The following is a 15,676-nucleotide window of genomic DNA, read 5'->3' on the forward strand; positions in this document are numbered from 1 at the left end:
ATATTCTTTGTGCATGGCCTGTCTTGTTTGCCGCTTCGAATAGGCCGCTGAACCTCGTTCAGCGCTTCGCTGTGTCGGCGTGCTTTGTATTATGACTAGATCAATGGAGCGTGACGATGATTCTTGTGACTGGGGGCGCGGGTTATATAGGGTCGCATGCTGTTTTGGAGCTGTTACTGTCAGGGCAAGACGTTCTCGTATTGGATAACCTGTGCAACAGTTCACGTGTAGCATTACAACGGGTCGAGCAGCTAGCTGGCCGCAGCGTGCATTTCGTCAAAGGTGATATACGCCGACGCGCGCAGTTGGATGCTCTGTTTGCACAATATCCAATCGAGGCTGTCCTGCACTTTGCCGGGCTCAAAGCAGTAGGCGAAAGCGTCAGACACCCGTTGAGCTATTACGACAATAATGTGGGTGGCAGCCTGACGCTTTGCCAGGCAATGGCTGACGCGGGTGTCTTCAAGCTGGTATTCAGTTCATCAGCAACCGTTTACGGCATGCCTGACACGGTTCCTATCAGCGAGCAGGCACCTACCGGTATACCAACCAATCCGTACGGGCAATCCAAGCTCATGGTTGAAAACCTGCTGCGCGATCTGGCTGCTGCAGATCCTCGCTGGTCCATTGCCCTGTTACGCTATTTCAATCCCATAGGTGCACACGAATCCGGCATGATTGGTGAAGACCCAAGTGGCATTCCCAATAACCTTCTACCGTACATCACGCAGGTAGCCATTGGCCGTTTGGAGCGCTTGAGCATCTATGGCTCGGACTACCCTACTCCAGACGGTACCGGGATACGTGATTACATTCATGTGGTCGATCTAGCCAAAGGCCATCTTTCCGCCCTGCGCAAGCTGCAAAGCGTCAAGGGAGCGCACGTCTGGAACCTTGGAACCGGGCGCGGCTATTCGGTACTGGAGTTAGTCAGGGTGTTTGAAGAGGTTGCGCAGATGCAGCTGCCCTATCGCTTGGCGCCTCGCCGCGAGGGGGATGTTGCGGAGTGCTGGGCCGATCCTTACAAAGCCGAACAGGAACTGGGTTGGAGAGCAGAACGCAGCCTGACGCAGATGATTGCCGATGCTTGGCGCTGGCAATCGCAGAATCCAAATGGTTATCGTGTTGCAGAGACAGTGAAGAAGTCCATCAAACAGATTCCAGCAAAGCCTATTACTGGCACTACCGGAAGCCGGATAAACACGTCTGCCAACGCCTCGGCTTGATTCTCAGATATAAAAAGGCCGCTGTAAAACAGCGGCCTTTTTATTCCCGTCAATCAGTCATACATGTCCACATGCTGCGGATGGCTTGCAACACGCTGCAGCCAGGCATTGATGGCAGGATACCGAGACAAGTCGAATCCACCCTCTGCCGCTACGTGCGTATAGGCGTAAAGCGCAATATCGGCAATGGAGTACGTATCGCCTACCAGATACGGTGTCCGGGAGAGTTGCTGCTCCATAACATCCAATGCCTTATAGCCTTCCTTAAGGCAACTTGCATGTTCGGCACACCGCTCCTCAGGCATGTCAAGGTAAAACTGAATAAACCGCGCCACTGCTACGTAGGGCTCATGACTGTACTGCTCGAAGAATTGCCATTGCAGTACATGAGTCCGCAAACGCGGCTCCCGAGGCAGGAATGTGCTGCCTTCTGCCAGGTAGTTCAGAATGGCATTGGACTCCCATAGGTAGGAGCCATCATCTAGCTCAAGCACAGGAATCTTGCCATTGGGGTTTTTTTCAAGAAACGCCGGAGAGCGTGTCTCGCCCTTTAAGATATCTACATCAACCCATTCATAGGCAAATCCGCGCAAGGCCATCATCAGCTTGACCTTATAGCAGTTGCCGGAACGCTGGTCTCCATAAATCCGGTACATAATGATCTCCTTTCATTACAAGGCCTGGGCGGCCTTTATGACACTGGCCAAACGGCTCAGCCCTTCATCAACACGCTCAGGTGCCACATGGCTGAAATTCAGGCGCAAGCGACCAAGGTTGCCCTCCGGGTCACTGAAGAAAGGCTCCCCAGGCATGAAGGCCACATCCTGAGCCAAAGCGGGCTCCAACAGCAAGCGTGTGTCGATTGGCTGGCGCAGTGTTAGCCAGAAAAATAGCCCCCCCTGAGGCTGATTCCAGTCTGCAAGCTCACCAAAGTGGCGAACCAGCGCAGCCTGGAAGGCATCGCGACGAGCACGATAGAAATTGCGCAGCTCCTGAATATGGGCTTGATAGCGTGGCGTTCCGACCCACTGTAAGGCCTGCCACTGCCCGATACGGTTCGTATGCAGATCAGCGGCCTGCTTGAGGCGCAACAAATAAGGATACAGATCAGGAGAGGCAATCAGATACCCCACGCGCAAACCAGGCAGTAACGTCTTGGAGACCGTACCGGTATAGATCCAGCTGGTTCTCTTCAAGCGGCTTACGATAGGCGTAGCCGGTGCATCATCAAAGATCAGCTCGCGATATGGCTCATCTTCGATCAGCGTGACGCTGAACTCATCCATCAAGGCTGCCACTTGATCACGGCAGGCTTCGGTGTAACGTACACCGGACGGGTTCTGGAAAGTAGGAATCAGATAGGCAAAGGCTGGCTTGTTGGTCTCGAGGCACTGGCGCAGCGCTTCAATATCCATGCCTTCCGCCGTCAGTGGTACTGTCAGGCAATCGGCACCGAAAAATTGAAAGCTCTGCAGCGCAGCCAGATAGCTGGGGCCTTCTAACAGCACCTGAGTATCTTGGTCGATGTAGAGTTTTGCAGCCAGATCCAATGCCTGTTGCGAACCAGCCGTAACCAGTACTTGACTGGCATCACACTCAACGCCCAAGGCTCTGGCCTGGGCAGCGATCGCTTCGCGCAGCTCCGGCTCTCCTTCGCTCGTTCCATACTGCCCCAGATTCACCGGCAGAGCATCCCATTCCACGCGAGGCAACATCTCCTGCGCAGGCAGACCACCTGCAAAGGACATCACTTCCGGACGCTGTGCCGCTGCCAGAATTTCGCGGATAAGACTGCTTTTTAGACGGGTAACGCGTTCGGAGAAAGCCATGGAAGCACCAGTAGTCAGCGGCCGGAGAATAAGTCAAACTGCTTGACCGAAACTACGCTGAACCGGATAGAAGCGTCAATATGCTTGACCTAAAAAATACCGTAGCCCAACGCCAGGCGATGCAGTCATTCTTCTTCGGCTACCAGGCATTTACCGCCAAGGCCGACGAAATGCTTTCGCGCCGCGGGTTTAGCCGCGTACACCAGCGTATTCTCTTTTTCGTGGCTGGCTCGCCAGGAATCAGCCACAAAGAGTTGCTGGAGGCTTTGGGGGTTACCAAGCAGGCAGCTAATCCGCCCGTTCGCCAGCTAATTGAAAAGGATATGCTTGTGGTGGAGTCAGACGCGGAAGACAAGCGCAAGCGCAAGTTGCGGCTGACATCGCACGGTGCAAAGCTTGAGCAGCTCCTGCGGCGGGAACAAGTCAAGCTGCTACAGCGTGCCTTTGACGAAGCCGGAGAAGCCGCAGTAGAGGGATGGATGAAAATCAACCAGACGCTGGCAGGCCAGGAGCGCCAACGCGAATCGAGCCGGAAAGACGGGTCGACTTGAGCACAGACTAGCGGCTTCATTCAGACAAAGCCTGATCGACTGTACGGCTCCTTCTACAAGTGAGTGTATCGGTACGCCAGCCAACAGGCTGTTTATGCTGGAAAAAAAGGGAGTCCAGCCATGACAGCCGAATTACTTACCGCTTTTATACTTTTCGCCTTCGTATCCTCAGCTACTCCGGGTCCCAATAACATGATGCTGCTCGCGTCAGGCGTTAACTATGGTTTCCGCCGGACACTTCCGCATATGTTCGGCATTAGCCTTGGGCATATGGTGATGGTAATCACCATGGGATTGGGTCTTGGACAATTGTTCAGCCTGTACCCCTCACTGCACATGGCCTTGAAGGTCGTGGCTACTGCATACCTGTTGTACCTGGCATGGAAAATTGCCAACGCCGCACCGCCTACGCCCAAGCAGGCTTCCGGCAAACCATTCGGTTTTTTTCAGGCAGCTGCCTTTCAATGGGTTAATCCAAAAGCCTGGGTAATGGCCATAGGCGCCGTCACCACGTATTTGCCCGTTCAAGATTTCAACAGCAACCTGCTGCTGATAGCGCTGCTGTTTGCGCTTATCAACCTGCCTAGCGTTAGCCTTTGGACGCTGTTTGGTATGGCATTACGTACACTTTTGAATAGCCCGATGCGTCTGCGTGCGTTCAACTGGACGATGGCTGCCCTGCTAGTTATTTCTCTGTACCCGATTCTGCTGTCTACCCATTGAAGACCGTACCATGACCGTATCCACCGCCTTGCGTCCTTTTGCCGACACATCGCCTTCTTCAATCGTTGCCGGTTTCGTAGCGATGCTGGTTGGCTACACCAGCTCCCTGGTGCTTATGTTCCAGGCAGGCCAGAATGCAGGGCTGAACAGCGCTCAGATTTCCTCCTGGATCTGGGCGCTGTCCATCGGGATGGCGATAACCACGATCGCGCTCTCGCTGCGCTTCAGGACTCCCATCGTCATCGCGTGGTCTACCCCCGGTGCTGCCCTGCTGATGACCAGCTTGCCTCAGGTCCCTTACAGCGAGGCTATTGGCGCTTTCATGTTATGCGCCCTCCTCACGGCCTTCTGCGGTATGACTGGCAGCTTCGAGCGTCTGATGCGCAAGGTTCCTGCTGCATTGGCCGCCGCGCTGCTGGCGGGCATCCTGTTTCGGATCGGCATTGAGATCTGCTCGGCTACTGAGCAGCAACCTCTGCTTGTAATAGGCATGTTCCTGACGTATTTGCTGACCAAGCGACAGGCACCCCGTTATGCCGTATTGGCTGCCCTGATGATTGGAATGATCATCGCCGCCGTCGTAGGACTGTTGCATTTCGAGCACTTTCATTTGCAACTGGCGGTGCCTGTCTGGACCACACCGTCCTTCTCCATGTCCGCCATCATCAGCATTGGTATTCCGCTATTTGTTGTTGCCATGGCTTCTCAAAACATGCCAGGCATTGCGGTGTTGCGGACCGACGGCTATCAGACACCTGCCTCACCCCTGATATCCGTTACCGGAATAGCCTCGTTACTGTTGGCCCCATTCGGCTCCCACGGAATTAACCTGGCGGCCATCAGCGCAGCCATCTGCACAGGGCCTGAGGCCCACGAAGACTCACAAAAGCGCTACACCGCAGCGCTCTGGTGCGGCTTCTTTTACGGTATAGCCGGAACGTTTGGTGCAACACTGGCAGCCCTGTTTGCAGCGCTTCCTAAAGAATTAGTGCTATCCATCGCGGCACTTGCACTGCTTGGGTCCATCATGAATGGGCTTAACAGTGCCATGAGCGACCCTAAACAACGCGAAGCCGCTCTTGTCACCTTTCTTGTAACCGCTTCAGGCATGACATTATTAGGCGTTGGGTCGGCTTTCTGGGGAGTGGTCGCAGGCCTGATCACCCAGTTAGTCCTGAATTGGAAAAAGGCTGCTTGATCAACGATGATATAGGTAGAGCCCATACAAAAACGGCTCGCCTAGGCGAGCCGTTCGAGCACAGATAACCGCTTAGCGTTTACCGCGATTATTACTACCAAAGCCTGGACGCTGACCTTCACGGGCTGGACCATTACGGCGCTGTGCCGGTGCGGCCCGTTCCCGGGCAGGGCGCTCGCGACGTCCGTCATCGCCAGAGGCATGCTCTTCACGAGTCCGTACCGGACGCTTGCGCCCACTTTCGGATGGGCGCTCAGCCAATGGCGTGCCACCACGGCGGCCCTCGCCCTGCGGCTTGCCAGAGCGCTTGTCACCACGGCCGCCGCGGCCAGCCTCAACAGGCTTGCCGGACTTGCGCTGCATACGCTCAAGCTTTTCGCGAACCTTCGCGGTCACAGGAGGCAATTCAACAGGCGTCAGCCCTACTTCTGCGCTGAGAATATTGATCTCACCCTGCATCATCTCGCGCCAGCGACCCATGGACAATTCAGCCGTCAGGAAAACCGGTCCGAAACGTACCCGCTTCAAGCGGCTGACCAGCACGCCCTGGGATTCCCACAGGCGACGAACCTCTCGGTTACGTCCTTCCATGACTACGCAATGGAACCAGTGGTTGAAACCGTCACCATTGGGAGCCTGTTGGATATCGGTAAAACGTGCAGGACCGTCTTCCAGCATGACACCTGTCTTGAGACGCTCGATCATGGCCTCATCGACTTCACCACGCACGCGTACCGCGTACTCTCGGTCCATCTGATAAGAGGGATGCATCAAGCGGTTGGCCAGTTCACCATCGGTTGTGAACAAAAGCAGGCCAGTCGTGTTGATATCCAGACGACCAATATTGATCCACCGCCCGCCTCTCAAGCGCGGCAATCGGTCAAACACCGTAGGACGCCCTTCGGGGTCATCACGGGTGCAGACTTCACCTTCAGGCTTGTTGTAAATCAGTACACGGCGAACATTTTCGGTGGCCTCTTCGCGGCGTAGCACACGCCCGTCCACAGCAATGGCATCCTGAGGCGTAACACGCTGACCCAGAGTGGCGACATTTCCGTTTACTTGAATACGGCCCTCGGCAATCCAGGCTTCCACATCACGGCGGGAACCTACACCCATACGGGACAGGACTTTCTGGAGTTTTTCCCCGACTGGGGTATGAGGAGTGTTGTCGTTCATAAGGCACCTCCCGGTGTAAGCGGCAACAAAAAGGCGCGCATCATAGCGTCACCTGGCCTTTGAGCCTAGCGACTAAATGACTCGACGTGCAGGCCTTTCGACAGAAAAGAGATGGATGGTCTGAGATGCAGACGGCCTGCATGATACAGGCCGTCGAACAAGATGACTGCCTTAATCAAGCGCAGCCAGGGCTTCGCGGCAAAGCTGCTCTATTTTTGTCCAGTCACGCGCCTTGATAGCGTCGGATGGCAGCATCCAGCTACCTCCTACGCACATGACATTGCTTTGCTGGAAATAGGCTTTGACATTACTCGGATTGACGCCGCCCGTTGGGCAGAATCGAAGATCGCCAAAAGGACCGGCAAAGGCTTTAAGCGCGTCTATTCCACCGTAAACATTGGCCGGGAAGAGCTTGAAGCGACGGTAACCCAGCCGATAGGCACGCATGATGTCTGAAGGCGTAGCAATACCGGGCAGTAGCGGCACATCGCTTTTAACGCCTGCCTCAAGGATTTCGTCCGTGCAGCCGGGCGTTACAATGAACTGAGCACCTGCTTCTACCGCAGCATCAAACATGTGGGTGTCCAGAACAGTACCGACACCCACCGTTAGCTCCGGGCGTTCCTTGCGCAGCAGGCGCACAGCATCCAAACCATGGGCAGAGCGAAGCGTGACCTCCAGTGTCTTGAGCCCCCCCGCTGCCATCGCGTCAGCAAAAGGCAGGACGTCAGCCGGATCGTTGATCACGATGACGGGCAGGATGCGTGCTTTCTGGCTCAGCGCATCAATGGCAGCGATCTTGTTTTGCATGTCACTCATCCTCAAGGGCACCAATAGATCTTCAGCGGCTCTCGCAGGAAGGCGCTGATAGGAGTCGCCAGCTCATCACCGGCGGTTGCAGCGGTTTGCAGAGCGGCCAACTTGCTCTGGCCCTGGATGGCCAGGAACTGATTGTGAGCACCAGACAACAATGCGCGTGTCATGGTCAGACGTTGACGAGGCACGGAAGGTGCCCACATGGGCAGGCACAAGCGCTCGCTCTGTGGATCAAGCGCATCTTCAAGCCCAGGGCTTCCGGGAAACAACGAAGCAGTATGTGCATCGTCGCCCATTCCCAGCACCAGTACATCGATAGGCTTGGGCAGATTCTGCAAGCGGTTATCAGCCTCCTGAGCAGCCGCTTCAGCGTTTTCGCCAGCGGCATACAGGTCTACAAAAGTCGCTGTACGGGCTGCATTACGTAACAGGTGCTTGCGAATTAGCCCGCCGTTGCTATCCGGATGTTCTAAAGGCACCCAGCGCTCATCGGCGAGCGTAATCGTGACCTTCGCCCAGTCCAGCTCCTGCTCGGATAACTGTTCAAAGAACGGCACAGGGCTACGACCACCCGAAACCACCAGTGTGGCCGCACCTTTCTGTGTAATGGCCTCACGAAGCGCAGCCGCTACAGCCTGGGTCAGCTGCTCAGCATGGGCCTCACGACCGTTCAGCTCGATGAATTCGACGCCTTGTGGCAGGTTAGATATCGCCATACCAGGATCTCCCGTCACGTGCAATGAGAGCAATGGAAGTCAGCGGGCCCCATGTGCCAGCTGCGTATGATTTCGGGGTATCACCCATTTTTTCCCAGCCTTCCATGAGCTGGTCGCACCAGCGCCAGGCCGCCTCGATCTCGTCCTTGCGCACGAAGAGAGACTGGTTGCCCTGCATCACTTCCAGCAACAAACGCTCATACGCGTCTGGTACCCGCGCCGACTTGAAGGCCTCGGAGAAGTTGAGCTGCAACGGACCGCTGCGCAGCTGCATCCCTTTGCTCAAGCCTTGATCCTTGGTCATGACCTGCAGGGAAATCCCTTCGTCCGGCTGAATACGGATGATCAGTCGGTTGTTGATCAGACTCCGCTGCTCAGGCGCGAAGATGTAATGTGGCGGTTCCTTGAAATGAATAACGATCTGCGAAAGTTTTTGCGGCATACGCTTGCCGGTACGCAAATAGAAAGGCACTCCGGACCAACGCCAGTTACGAATATCGGCGCGAATGGCCACGAATGTTTCCGTGCTGCTGCTCTCGTTGGAGTTTTCTTCCTCCAGATAGCCGGGCACCGGCTTGCCATCGCTGTAACCACTCGTGTACTGGCCCAGCACGACACGGCTGGCCAGCTGATCGGCGGTGATCGGCTCGAGCGCCTTGAGCACCTTGACCTTTTCATCACGAATACTGTCCGCCGAGAGATCAGCGGGCGGGTCCATTGCAGTCAGGCAAAGCAGCTGCAGCAAGTGGTTCTGCACCATGTCGCGTAGCTGCCCGGCCTGATCGAAATAACCCCAGCGGCCTTCGATTCCTACTTTCTCAGCAACCGTAATCTCCACATGGGAGATATAGTTCTGGTTCCATTGGGTCTCGAACAGACTATTTGCAAACCGCAGAGCAATCAGATTCTGTACGGTTTCCTTACCCAGGTAATGGTCGATACGATAGACCTGACTTTCCGGGAAGAACCGAGCCACGGAGTCGTTCACGACACGCGAAGACTCAAGGTCATGGCCGATGGGCTTTTCCATGACGACACGTGTACGGCTGCTAAGCCCTACCGCATCAAGATTCTCGCAAATCGAGCTGTATACTGAGGCGGGTGTTGCGAAATACGCAATCACCGTTTCGGAGTCACCTACGTCTTCGGCCAGTCCGGCATAGTCTTCCATGCGTCGGAAATCCATGGCACGGTAGCTTAAGCGGGCGGCGAAACGTTCCCAGACGGCTTGATTCCAGTCAGCATTCGGCACGTAATGCCGAACCCGCTCTTCAATATGAGCGAGCTGCTTGGTGCCGTCTCCTTGATCTCGAGCAAGCGCGACGATACGCGTGTCATCATGGAGGAGACCTTCGCGATCGAGTTGGTAGAGAGCCGGAAACAACTTGCGCAGAGCGAGATCGCCCAACGCGCCGAACAGGGCCAAAGTGCAAGGGAGTACGCGAACTGCTGGCATATATTCGTTCTTTTACGAAAAGTTGGTGAATGAAAGCCCAGTTTAAGTGAGCTTTCCCCTTTTACGTAGTATAAAAATCAAAAATTTAATAAAACCTTTTTGTGCAGCCTTATTCCTCTATAGCTGTACGATAAAAGGATGACAACTTTCAGGAGCATTTGATGGATCGGGCCAGCACATTGCTGCAATTGATTCAGACCCGTCTGCCGGAATTGAACCGTGCCGAACGCAAGGTAGCCGAGGTTATTCTAAACAATCCACGGCAGGCTACCCGCCTGACCATTGCTGCTCTGGCGCAGGCAGCTCACGTCAGCGAACCGACCGTCAACCGCTTCTGCCGATCACTGGGAATCAGCGGCTACCCTGAAATGAAGATTCAACTGGCTCAGAGCATCGCCAGCGGCGCCGTCTACGTAAGCCAGGCGGTGGAAGCGGATGATGAGCCTGAAGCCTACTCAGAAAAGATTTTCAGTAGCACCATCGCCTCGCTCGATAATGCTCGTCAGCGCATGGATGCTCAAGTGATCAATCGAGCCGTCAATCTCCTGATTCAGGCACGGCAGATTCATTTCTTTGGCCTGGGTGCATCTGCACCCGTAGCGCTGGATGCCCAGCACAAATTCTTTCGCTTCGGTCTGGCTGTTTCGGCCCATTCAGACATTCTGATGCAGCGCATGCTTGCGTCTGTAGCGCAGATAGGCGAAGTCTTTGTCATCATTTCCTACACCGGCCGCACGCGCGAACTGGTGGATGTTGCCAAGCTGGCACGGGATAACGGGGCATCAGTTATCGGGATGACTGCTGCTAATTCTCCGCTTGCGAAGGTTTCAACACTTAGCCTTGATATTCCAGTGCCCGAAGATACTGATATCTATATGCCAATGTCATCACGTATCGTTCAGCTGACAGTACTCGACATTCTGGCCACTGGCGTTACGCTGCGCCGCGGCGTTGATTTCCAGCCGCACCTGCGCAAAGTAAAGGAAAGTCTGGTAGCAACACGCTATCCAATGGAGCAGGAACAGGAAGAGTTGTAATCGACGAGAAAGGCTGGAGCAGTACGCTTCAGCCTGTAGCGAGGTTATTGAGGTTATTTCTTCTTGAGCTTCTTGAGACGCTTGCTGGCCTTTTCAACCACATCCTTGCGCTCTTTGTCCTTCATGGACTTCCAGCCCTTGATTTCATCGCGGCTGCGGCCGCATCCCTGACAGACTTCATCCTTGAGCTTGCATTGGCTTACGCAGGGACTCTCAACCTTACCCACAGGGCTACCTCAGCATCTGGACACAGCGAACAGTATAAACACACTGCTCGCTGCGCCCAGTACCATCTGCGGAATTAGAACACCGCTTGGACCTTCAGGCCGCCGACAACAGCATTATCGACTTCCTTGACGCCACCCGGGTTACGCATGTACTGAATATTCGGACGTAGGGTGAGCCAGTTGGTCACGTGTACGCCGTAGTACAGCTCAGCATCGTATTCGCTGTACTGCAGCGGTACGTAGCCTGGGTTGTCATAATCGTCGATACCGGTAGCAAGGTTGGCTGCACGCTGCGCATCACGCGCATCGCTGTTGGTGTGGATACGGGCCACACCGAAACCGATGTCGTCTTTTGGTCGCGCATCGAATGGTCCCTTGTACACCACACCAGCCTGGATGTAGTTGTCTACCTTGTTGGTAGCCTTGTCATGCACCGTGAAGTTGGCAAATACACTCAGACCACGAGAAGCATCACCGTTGTGCTTGGTCAGCTGCTGCTTGGCTACAACCCAGTAGCCATGCTTACTGGAATGACGGCTGGAAACACCATCCACATCATCCGCATCAGCGGTGCTGTAGTAGTAACCGAAGCGGTACTCACCCGGCAGGCTGTTCAGTGTTGGCAACCATACCAGCTCAACTGGCAGGATCACGCCTTTGGCACCGCTGGTATTCATCTTGAAGCCATTACCGGTTTCAAGCAGCGACGGGTTCTGCTCGTAAACCCCAACCTGCGCAAACAGCTCAGGTGTCAGGTTGTACTTGACGCGCATGGCCCACTGGCTGACCGGCCAGTTGTACCACTGATCACCTACCCAGTTACCCACCTGGGAGCCACAGAACGCCAGGTTCTGGAAGTCACAGTCGAACGAGTTGAAATCTTCACCCTCGCCGAAACGACCCGCTTTGATGTCTAGGCGGCCATCAAAGAACCCCTTGCTCAACCACAACTGGGTAAGGCGCCAGGTCTGGCCGCGACCCCAGACTTCTTGTACGGAAGAATACGTACCGGAACGTGGATCACCAATATTGTCGTTGGTCAGGTTACGGCCGTCACGTGAAGTAATGGCAACTTTGAATACGGAATTCTCCCAACCCAACGTCTTGTTCATGTCGACCGCCAGGCCGAACATGTACTGGGAAGACCAACGTGCGGTGTGATCCTTGTCGTATCCACCTCGCATGTTGGTAGCGCCTTCCCCAACGTACTCCAACTTGATGTCGTAACCCTTATCTAGCAGTTCAGTACGCAGGCCACCCCAATCGCCTGTCATACCACCTGCTTCAGGGTCGAAGGCATCGGCTGCATGGGCAGTGGCACTGAGTCCACCCAGTGCAGCTAACGACAACACAGCCAAGTGCCGTACGCGTTTGCCTTTATGCTTATACATTCTTCTCGGTCCTTTATAATTTTTAATGGGCTATACGCAACACACCACAGGTCCCACGCCAATAACTGGCTAAACTTCACGGCAGAACATTGAGTACCTCGTAACAGGCTCCCATGGTGTGGTAGTCGACCTTTCCGGCCGGACTTTTTTCGTCGGAATACTTAGTATTTCGACGGTCGAGAATGCGCCACCAAGCGCCATACTCGTGATCAATGAAATGCTCCCAACTATAGTGCCAGAGCTGTTCATATTGTTTCCAACATTTACCGTTGCCGGTGCGCTCGGCAAGCAAGGCTGCAGCCGCCAAGGCCTCGGCCTGAACCCAGAAGTACTTGTCTGGATCACAAACGCTGCCATCCGGAGCGAACCCGTAATATAGGCCACCATGTTCATGATCCCATGAGGTTTTCCACGCGGCATCAAACAGCTCTGCAGCACGTGGCGCCAACCATGCTTGGGGACGATGGCGCTCGAGAATCAGCAAGAGCTTGGCCCACTCGACCTGATGTCCAGGCTGGAAGCCCCAAGGGCGGAACAGGTTGGCAGGATCATCTCTGTTGTAATCCCAATCGATGCTCCAATCCTGATGGTAATGCTCCCAGATCAACCCGCCTGGTACATCCTGAGCAACCTCAGCGATTTCCTGGCTAAGTGCTGCTTGGCGCTGAGTCATGTTGAGTGCAAGCGTTTCGGCGCGGTCCAGATAGCGGGACTCTTGTGTCGCCTCATAGGCAGCCAGAAGCGCCTCGCAGGCATGCATGTTGGCATTTTGTCCACGATAGGAGGAAACCTCGGACCAGTCGGCACTGATCTCATCACAGTACAGACCGTCTTCTTCACGCCAAAAATGACGCTCGAAGGTATCCCACGCTTCAGCCAGCCATGCTCTGGCCTCCTCGACTCCTGCCATGACGCCGTGAGAGTACGCCAGGATAACGAATGCCAGACCATAGGCATGATTGGTGCCGTCTACTACTTTGTCGCCCTTCAGTAGCCAGGCGTAGCTGCCATTGGGCTGCAGATGCTTCTCCCTTAGAAAGCGAAGCCCGTGCCGTGTGGCGCCCAAGTATTCAGCGTTGCCAAACTGCCGATAGGCCATTGCAAAATTGAAGACGAAACGGGTACTGGAGACAAGATGGCGCGTCTCTCGATCATAGATATCGCCATTGTCACGGAAGAACTGGAAAAACCCGCCCTGCTCGTCGATGCAGCGTGGATAGTAGAAAGCCAGCGTATGCTGGATATGATCCAGCAGAGTGCCACGTTGACGGAAGTCTGGAAAGTTCATGCGAAGTCCCTTAGGCAGGAAGCGGCGAAGTTGCCATCATGGCGCGAACGTCATCAAGCGTCGGCGCATAGGCCCCCGATTTTTGGCAAGACACCGAGGCACAGGCAGCTGCGAAAAGTAGCCGCTCTTCCAGTGATGCGCTTGAAATGATCCCTGACGCCAACCACCCCGCCATACAGGCGTCACCGGCACCTACGGTGTCAGCCACATGAATCGGAATACCAGGCTGAGTCCACTCCCCCTGGCTGGAAAGCAGCGTGATACCCTTGGCACCCTGCGTATAGAGGATGTTGGCCTCTGGATTCATGTCTCGCAGGCGGCTCAAGCCCTGTTCAGGCGTTAGTCCGGGATAGATATTTTCCAGGTCTTCGTCAGAAAGCTTGATGTCGTCTGCCAGCCTCACAAGGGTTGGAAAGATACGACGACAGTAGTCATCGCCCATCAGGTTTCGCCAGTTGGGGTCGTAGCTGATACGTTTACCTGCTGCCTTGGCCTTTTCTGCCTGTTCAAGCAGTTTGGAAGCCAACGGCTCACGGGCCAGACTGATGCAGCTGAAGTGGCAGAGTTCAGCAGCCTCGAGCCAGCCGTGCGGCAACGCATCCGGATCAAAGGCTAGATCCGCCTCCCCAGCAAAGAAATACCGAGGTGGATTGCTGGACGGCACTACTGCCACAAGCGGATCAGCTTCGACCCGCTGCAGAAAACGCATATCCAGTCCGGACACCTGAGACTGCTCATGAATCTCATCGCCTAGAGAATCCAGGCTGATTGACCCCGCAAACGCAGCGGGTACGCCCAGACGCGCCAGCGTCCGGGCAACATTCCACGGTGCACCGCCTGGATGGCCTTGCCACTGTCCGGGTGAATGCTGGACCAGATCGGTCAAGGCCTCTCCAAAAACCACCACACGTGGCAATGTCATAACTTTCTCCTAAGCGATACGAGCACCTGAAGCAGGTTCGAATAATACGAGACGCTCTACATCAAGCTCTAGCGTTACGATTGATCCGATTTCAGGAGTGTCGACTGGCGCTACTCGACAACACACCTGGACGCCATTGACCTCGACATAAACCAGAGTGTCGGGGCCTGTTGGCTCCACGACCTGCACTCGGGCGCTGACCAATGGCAAATCGCCGATCTGACCACTGCGAATACAGATTTGCTCAGGTCGAACCCCTAAAATTGCTTCGCGACCGTCTGCCAGAGCGGTTTGAAGCATGGGTAGACCAATAGCGGTACGCTCGCCATGCCCCTGCAAACGCACCACAGGGCGCCCGTTTTCCTGCTCCAACGCGACAGGAATGAAGTTCATTGGCGGAGAACCAATGAAGCTGGCCACGAAGAGGTTGGCGGGGTTGTTGTAGATTTCCTGGGGAGTACCAAACTGTTGAACTTCTCCCTCTTTCATAACTGCGACACGGTCGCCCAGCGTCATGGCTTCGATCTGGTCGTGAGTAACGTAGACAGTTGTAGTCTTGAGCCGCTGGTGCATTAGCTTGATCTCGGTGCGCATTTCCACACGCAACTTTGCATCAAGATTTGAGAGCGGCTCATCGAACAGGTAAAGCTTGGGGCGGCGCGCCAGTGCGCGCCCCATGGCGACACGTTGTTGTTGCCCACCGGATAGCTGCGAGGGTTTGCGCTCAAGCAGGTGCTCAATCTGCAAAAGCTTGGCGACACGGTCCACTTCCGCCGCGATCTGGTCAGCAGGTGTCTTACGGATCTTCAACCCAAAGGCGATGTTTTCCTGCACCGTCATGGTCGGATACAACGCATAGGATTGAAATACCATGGCGATATCGCGGTCCTTGGGCTCGACCGCAGTTACATCCTCACCACCCAGCATGATGGCCCCGCTGGAAATATCTTCCAGGCCAGCAATGGCGTTCATGAGCGTAGACTTACCGCAACCGGAAGGACCAACCAGGATCAGGAACTGCCCGGTCTCGATACTGATGTTGATACCTTTAAGCGCTTCCTGAGCAGCGTTGCCGTAGGTCTTGCGGACATTTTTAAGTTCTAGTGCGGCCATGATT

The 15,676-nt window shown here is 55.1% G+C and carries 16 protein-coding genes; 5 read left to right on the top strand and 11 right to left on the bottom strand.

Features of this window, described 5'->3' with window-relative positions; translation table 11 throughout:
• Positions 1 to 116 precede the first annotated feature (116 nt).
• Positions 117 to 1,226: a UDP-glucose 4-epimerase GalE gene (gene galE / locus AC4LF3_RS10445; RefSeq protein ID WP_491835247.1), complete on the top strand. Its 1,110-nt coding sequence runs from the start codon at positions 117 to 119 to the stop codon at positions 1,224 to 1,226.
• A 53-nt stretch (positions 1,227 to 1,279) separates the two neighbouring features.
• Here the strand turns inward: galE and AC4LF3_RS10450 are convergent, their stop codons facing one another.
• Entirely contained in the window at positions 1,280 to 1,882 is a 603-nt protein-coding gene (locus AC4LF3_RS10450; RefSeq protein WP_491835248.1) for a glutathione S-transferase family protein, read from the bottom strand.
• A 15-nt stretch (positions 1,883 to 1,897) separates the two neighbouring features.
• On the bottom strand, positions 1,898 to 3,055 hold the full coding sequence (locus AC4LF3_RS10455; RefSeq protein WP_019365563.1) for an aminotransferase-like domain-containing protein: 1,158 nt from the start codon (positions 3,053 to 3,055) through the stop codon (positions 1,898 to 1,900).
• 80 nt (positions 3,056 to 3,135) lie between these two features.
• On the opposite strand from AC4LF3_RS10455, the gene AC4LF3_RS10460 reads away from it, so the two are divergent.
• The 3 genes from AC4LF3_RS10460 (at position 3,136) to AC4LF3_RS10470 (ending at position 5,527) form a co-directional block, all read left to right on the top strand.
• Positions 3,136 to 3,606 carry a MarR family winged helix-turn-helix transcriptional regulator gene (locus AC4LF3_RS10460; protein ID WP_010798432.1) on the top strand — a complete coding sequence of 157 codons (471 nt, stop codon included), beginning with the start codon at positions 3,136 to 3,138 and terminating at the stop codon, positions 3,604 to 3,606.
• 120 nt (positions 3,607 to 3,726) lie between these two features.
• The gene (locus AC4LF3_RS10465; RefSeq protein WP_037030959.1) at positions 3,727 to 4,329 is read left to right on the top strand and encodes a LysE family translocator; all 603 of its coding nucleotides are present in this window, start codon (positions 3,727 to 3,729) and stop codon (positions 4,327 to 4,329) included.
• 10 nt (positions 4,330 to 4,339) lie between these two features.
• The gene (locus AC4LF3_RS10470; RefSeq protein WP_150347325.1) at positions 4,340 to 5,527 is read left to right on the top strand and encodes a benzoate/H(+) symporter BenE family transporter; all 1,188 of its coding nucleotides are present in this window, start codon (positions 4,340 to 4,342) and stop codon (positions 5,525 to 5,527) included.
• A 72-nt stretch (positions 5,528 to 5,599) separates the two neighbouring features.
• On the opposite strand, the gene rluB is transcribed toward AC4LF3_RS10470, so the two are convergent.
• The 4 genes from rluB to zwf form a co-directional block, all read right to left on the bottom strand.
• The gene (gene rluB, locus AC4LF3_RS10475) at positions 5,600 to 6,706 is read right to left on the bottom strand and encodes a 23S rRNA pseudouridine(2605) synthase RluB (protein WP_074826701.1); all 1,107 of its coding nucleotides are present in this window, start codon (positions 6,704 to 6,706) and stop codon (positions 5,600 to 5,602) included.
• A gap of 171 nt (positions 6,707 to 6,877) precedes the next feature.
• Entirely contained in the window at positions 6,878 to 7,516 is a 639-nt protein-coding gene (locus tag AC4LF3_RS10480; protein WP_010798436.1) for a bifunctional 4-hydroxy-2-oxoglutarate aldolase/2-dehydro-3-deoxy-phosphogluconate aldolase, read from the bottom strand.
• Positions 7,517 to 7,527: 11 nt separating this feature from the next.
• On the bottom strand, positions 7,528 to 8,238 hold the full coding sequence (pgl, locus tag AC4LF3_RS10485) for a 6-phosphogluconolactonase (protein WP_491835249.1): 711 nt from the start codon (positions 8,236 to 8,238) through the stop codon (positions 7,528 to 7,530).
• Positions 8,225 to 9,694 carry a glucose-6-phosphate dehydrogenase gene (gene zwf / locus AC4LF3_RS10490; protein ID WP_010798438.1) on the bottom strand — a complete coding sequence of 490 codons (1,470 nt, stop codon included), beginning with the start codon at positions 9,692 to 9,694 and terminating at the stop codon, positions 8,225 to 8,227. The genes pgl and zwf overlap by 14 nt, the downstream gene beginning before the upstream one ends.
• A gap of 161 nt (positions 9,695 to 9,855) precedes the next feature.
• Here zwf and AC4LF3_RS10495 point away from each other — a divergent pair, with 161 nt between their 5' ends.
• Positions 9,856 to 10,731, top strand: a complete 876-nt coding sequence (locus AC4LF3_RS10495; RefSeq protein WP_074826707.1) for a MurR/RpiR family transcriptional regulator — start codon at positions 9,856 to 9,858, stop codon at positions 10,729 to 10,731.
• Between the two features lie 53 nt (positions 10,732 to 10,784).
• Here AC4LF3_RS10495 and AC4LF3_RS10500 read toward each other — a convergent pair whose 3' ends face one another.
• The 5 genes from AC4LF3_RS10500 to AC4LF3_RS10520 all read right to left on the bottom strand — a co-directional run bounded on the left by AC4LF3_RS10500 (position 10,785) and on the right by AC4LF3_RS10520 (position 15,672).
• The gene (locus AC4LF3_RS10500; RefSeq protein ID WP_010798440.1) at positions 10,785 to 10,958 is read right to left on the bottom strand and encodes a DUF1289 domain-containing protein; all 174 of its coding nucleotides are present in this window, start codon (positions 10,956 to 10,958) and stop codon (positions 10,785 to 10,787) included.
• A gap of 74 nt (positions 10,959 to 11,032) precedes the next feature.
• Entirely contained in the window at positions 11,033 to 12,349 is a 1,317-nt protein-coding gene (locus AC4LF3_RS10505) for a carbohydrate porin (protein WP_019365555.1), read from the bottom strand.
• 76 nt (positions 12,350 to 12,425) lie between these two features.
• Complete coding sequence (locus AC4LF3_RS10510; RefSeq protein ID WP_491835250.1) at positions 12,426 to 13,637, bottom strand: AGE family epimerase/isomerase; 1,212 nt, start codon at positions 13,635 to 13,637, stop codon at positions 12,426 to 12,428.
• Positions 13,638 to 13,647: 10 nt separating this feature from the next.
• The gene (locus AC4LF3_RS10515; RefSeq protein ID WP_491835251.1) at positions 13,648 to 14,559 is read right to left on the bottom strand and encodes a carbohydrate kinase family protein; all 912 of its coding nucleotides are present in this window, start codon (positions 14,557 to 14,559) and stop codon (positions 13,648 to 13,650) included.
• A 9-nt stretch (positions 14,560 to 14,568) separates the two neighbouring features.
• Complete coding sequence (locus AC4LF3_RS10520; protein ID WP_491835252.1) at positions 14,569 to 15,672, bottom strand: ABC transporter ATP-binding protein; 1,104 nt, start codon at positions 15,670 to 15,672, stop codon at positions 14,569 to 14,571.
• Positions 15,673 to 15,676: the final 4 nt, after the last annotated feature.

It is taken from the genome of Pseudomonas sp. C2.3V (genome assembly GCF_058536325.1).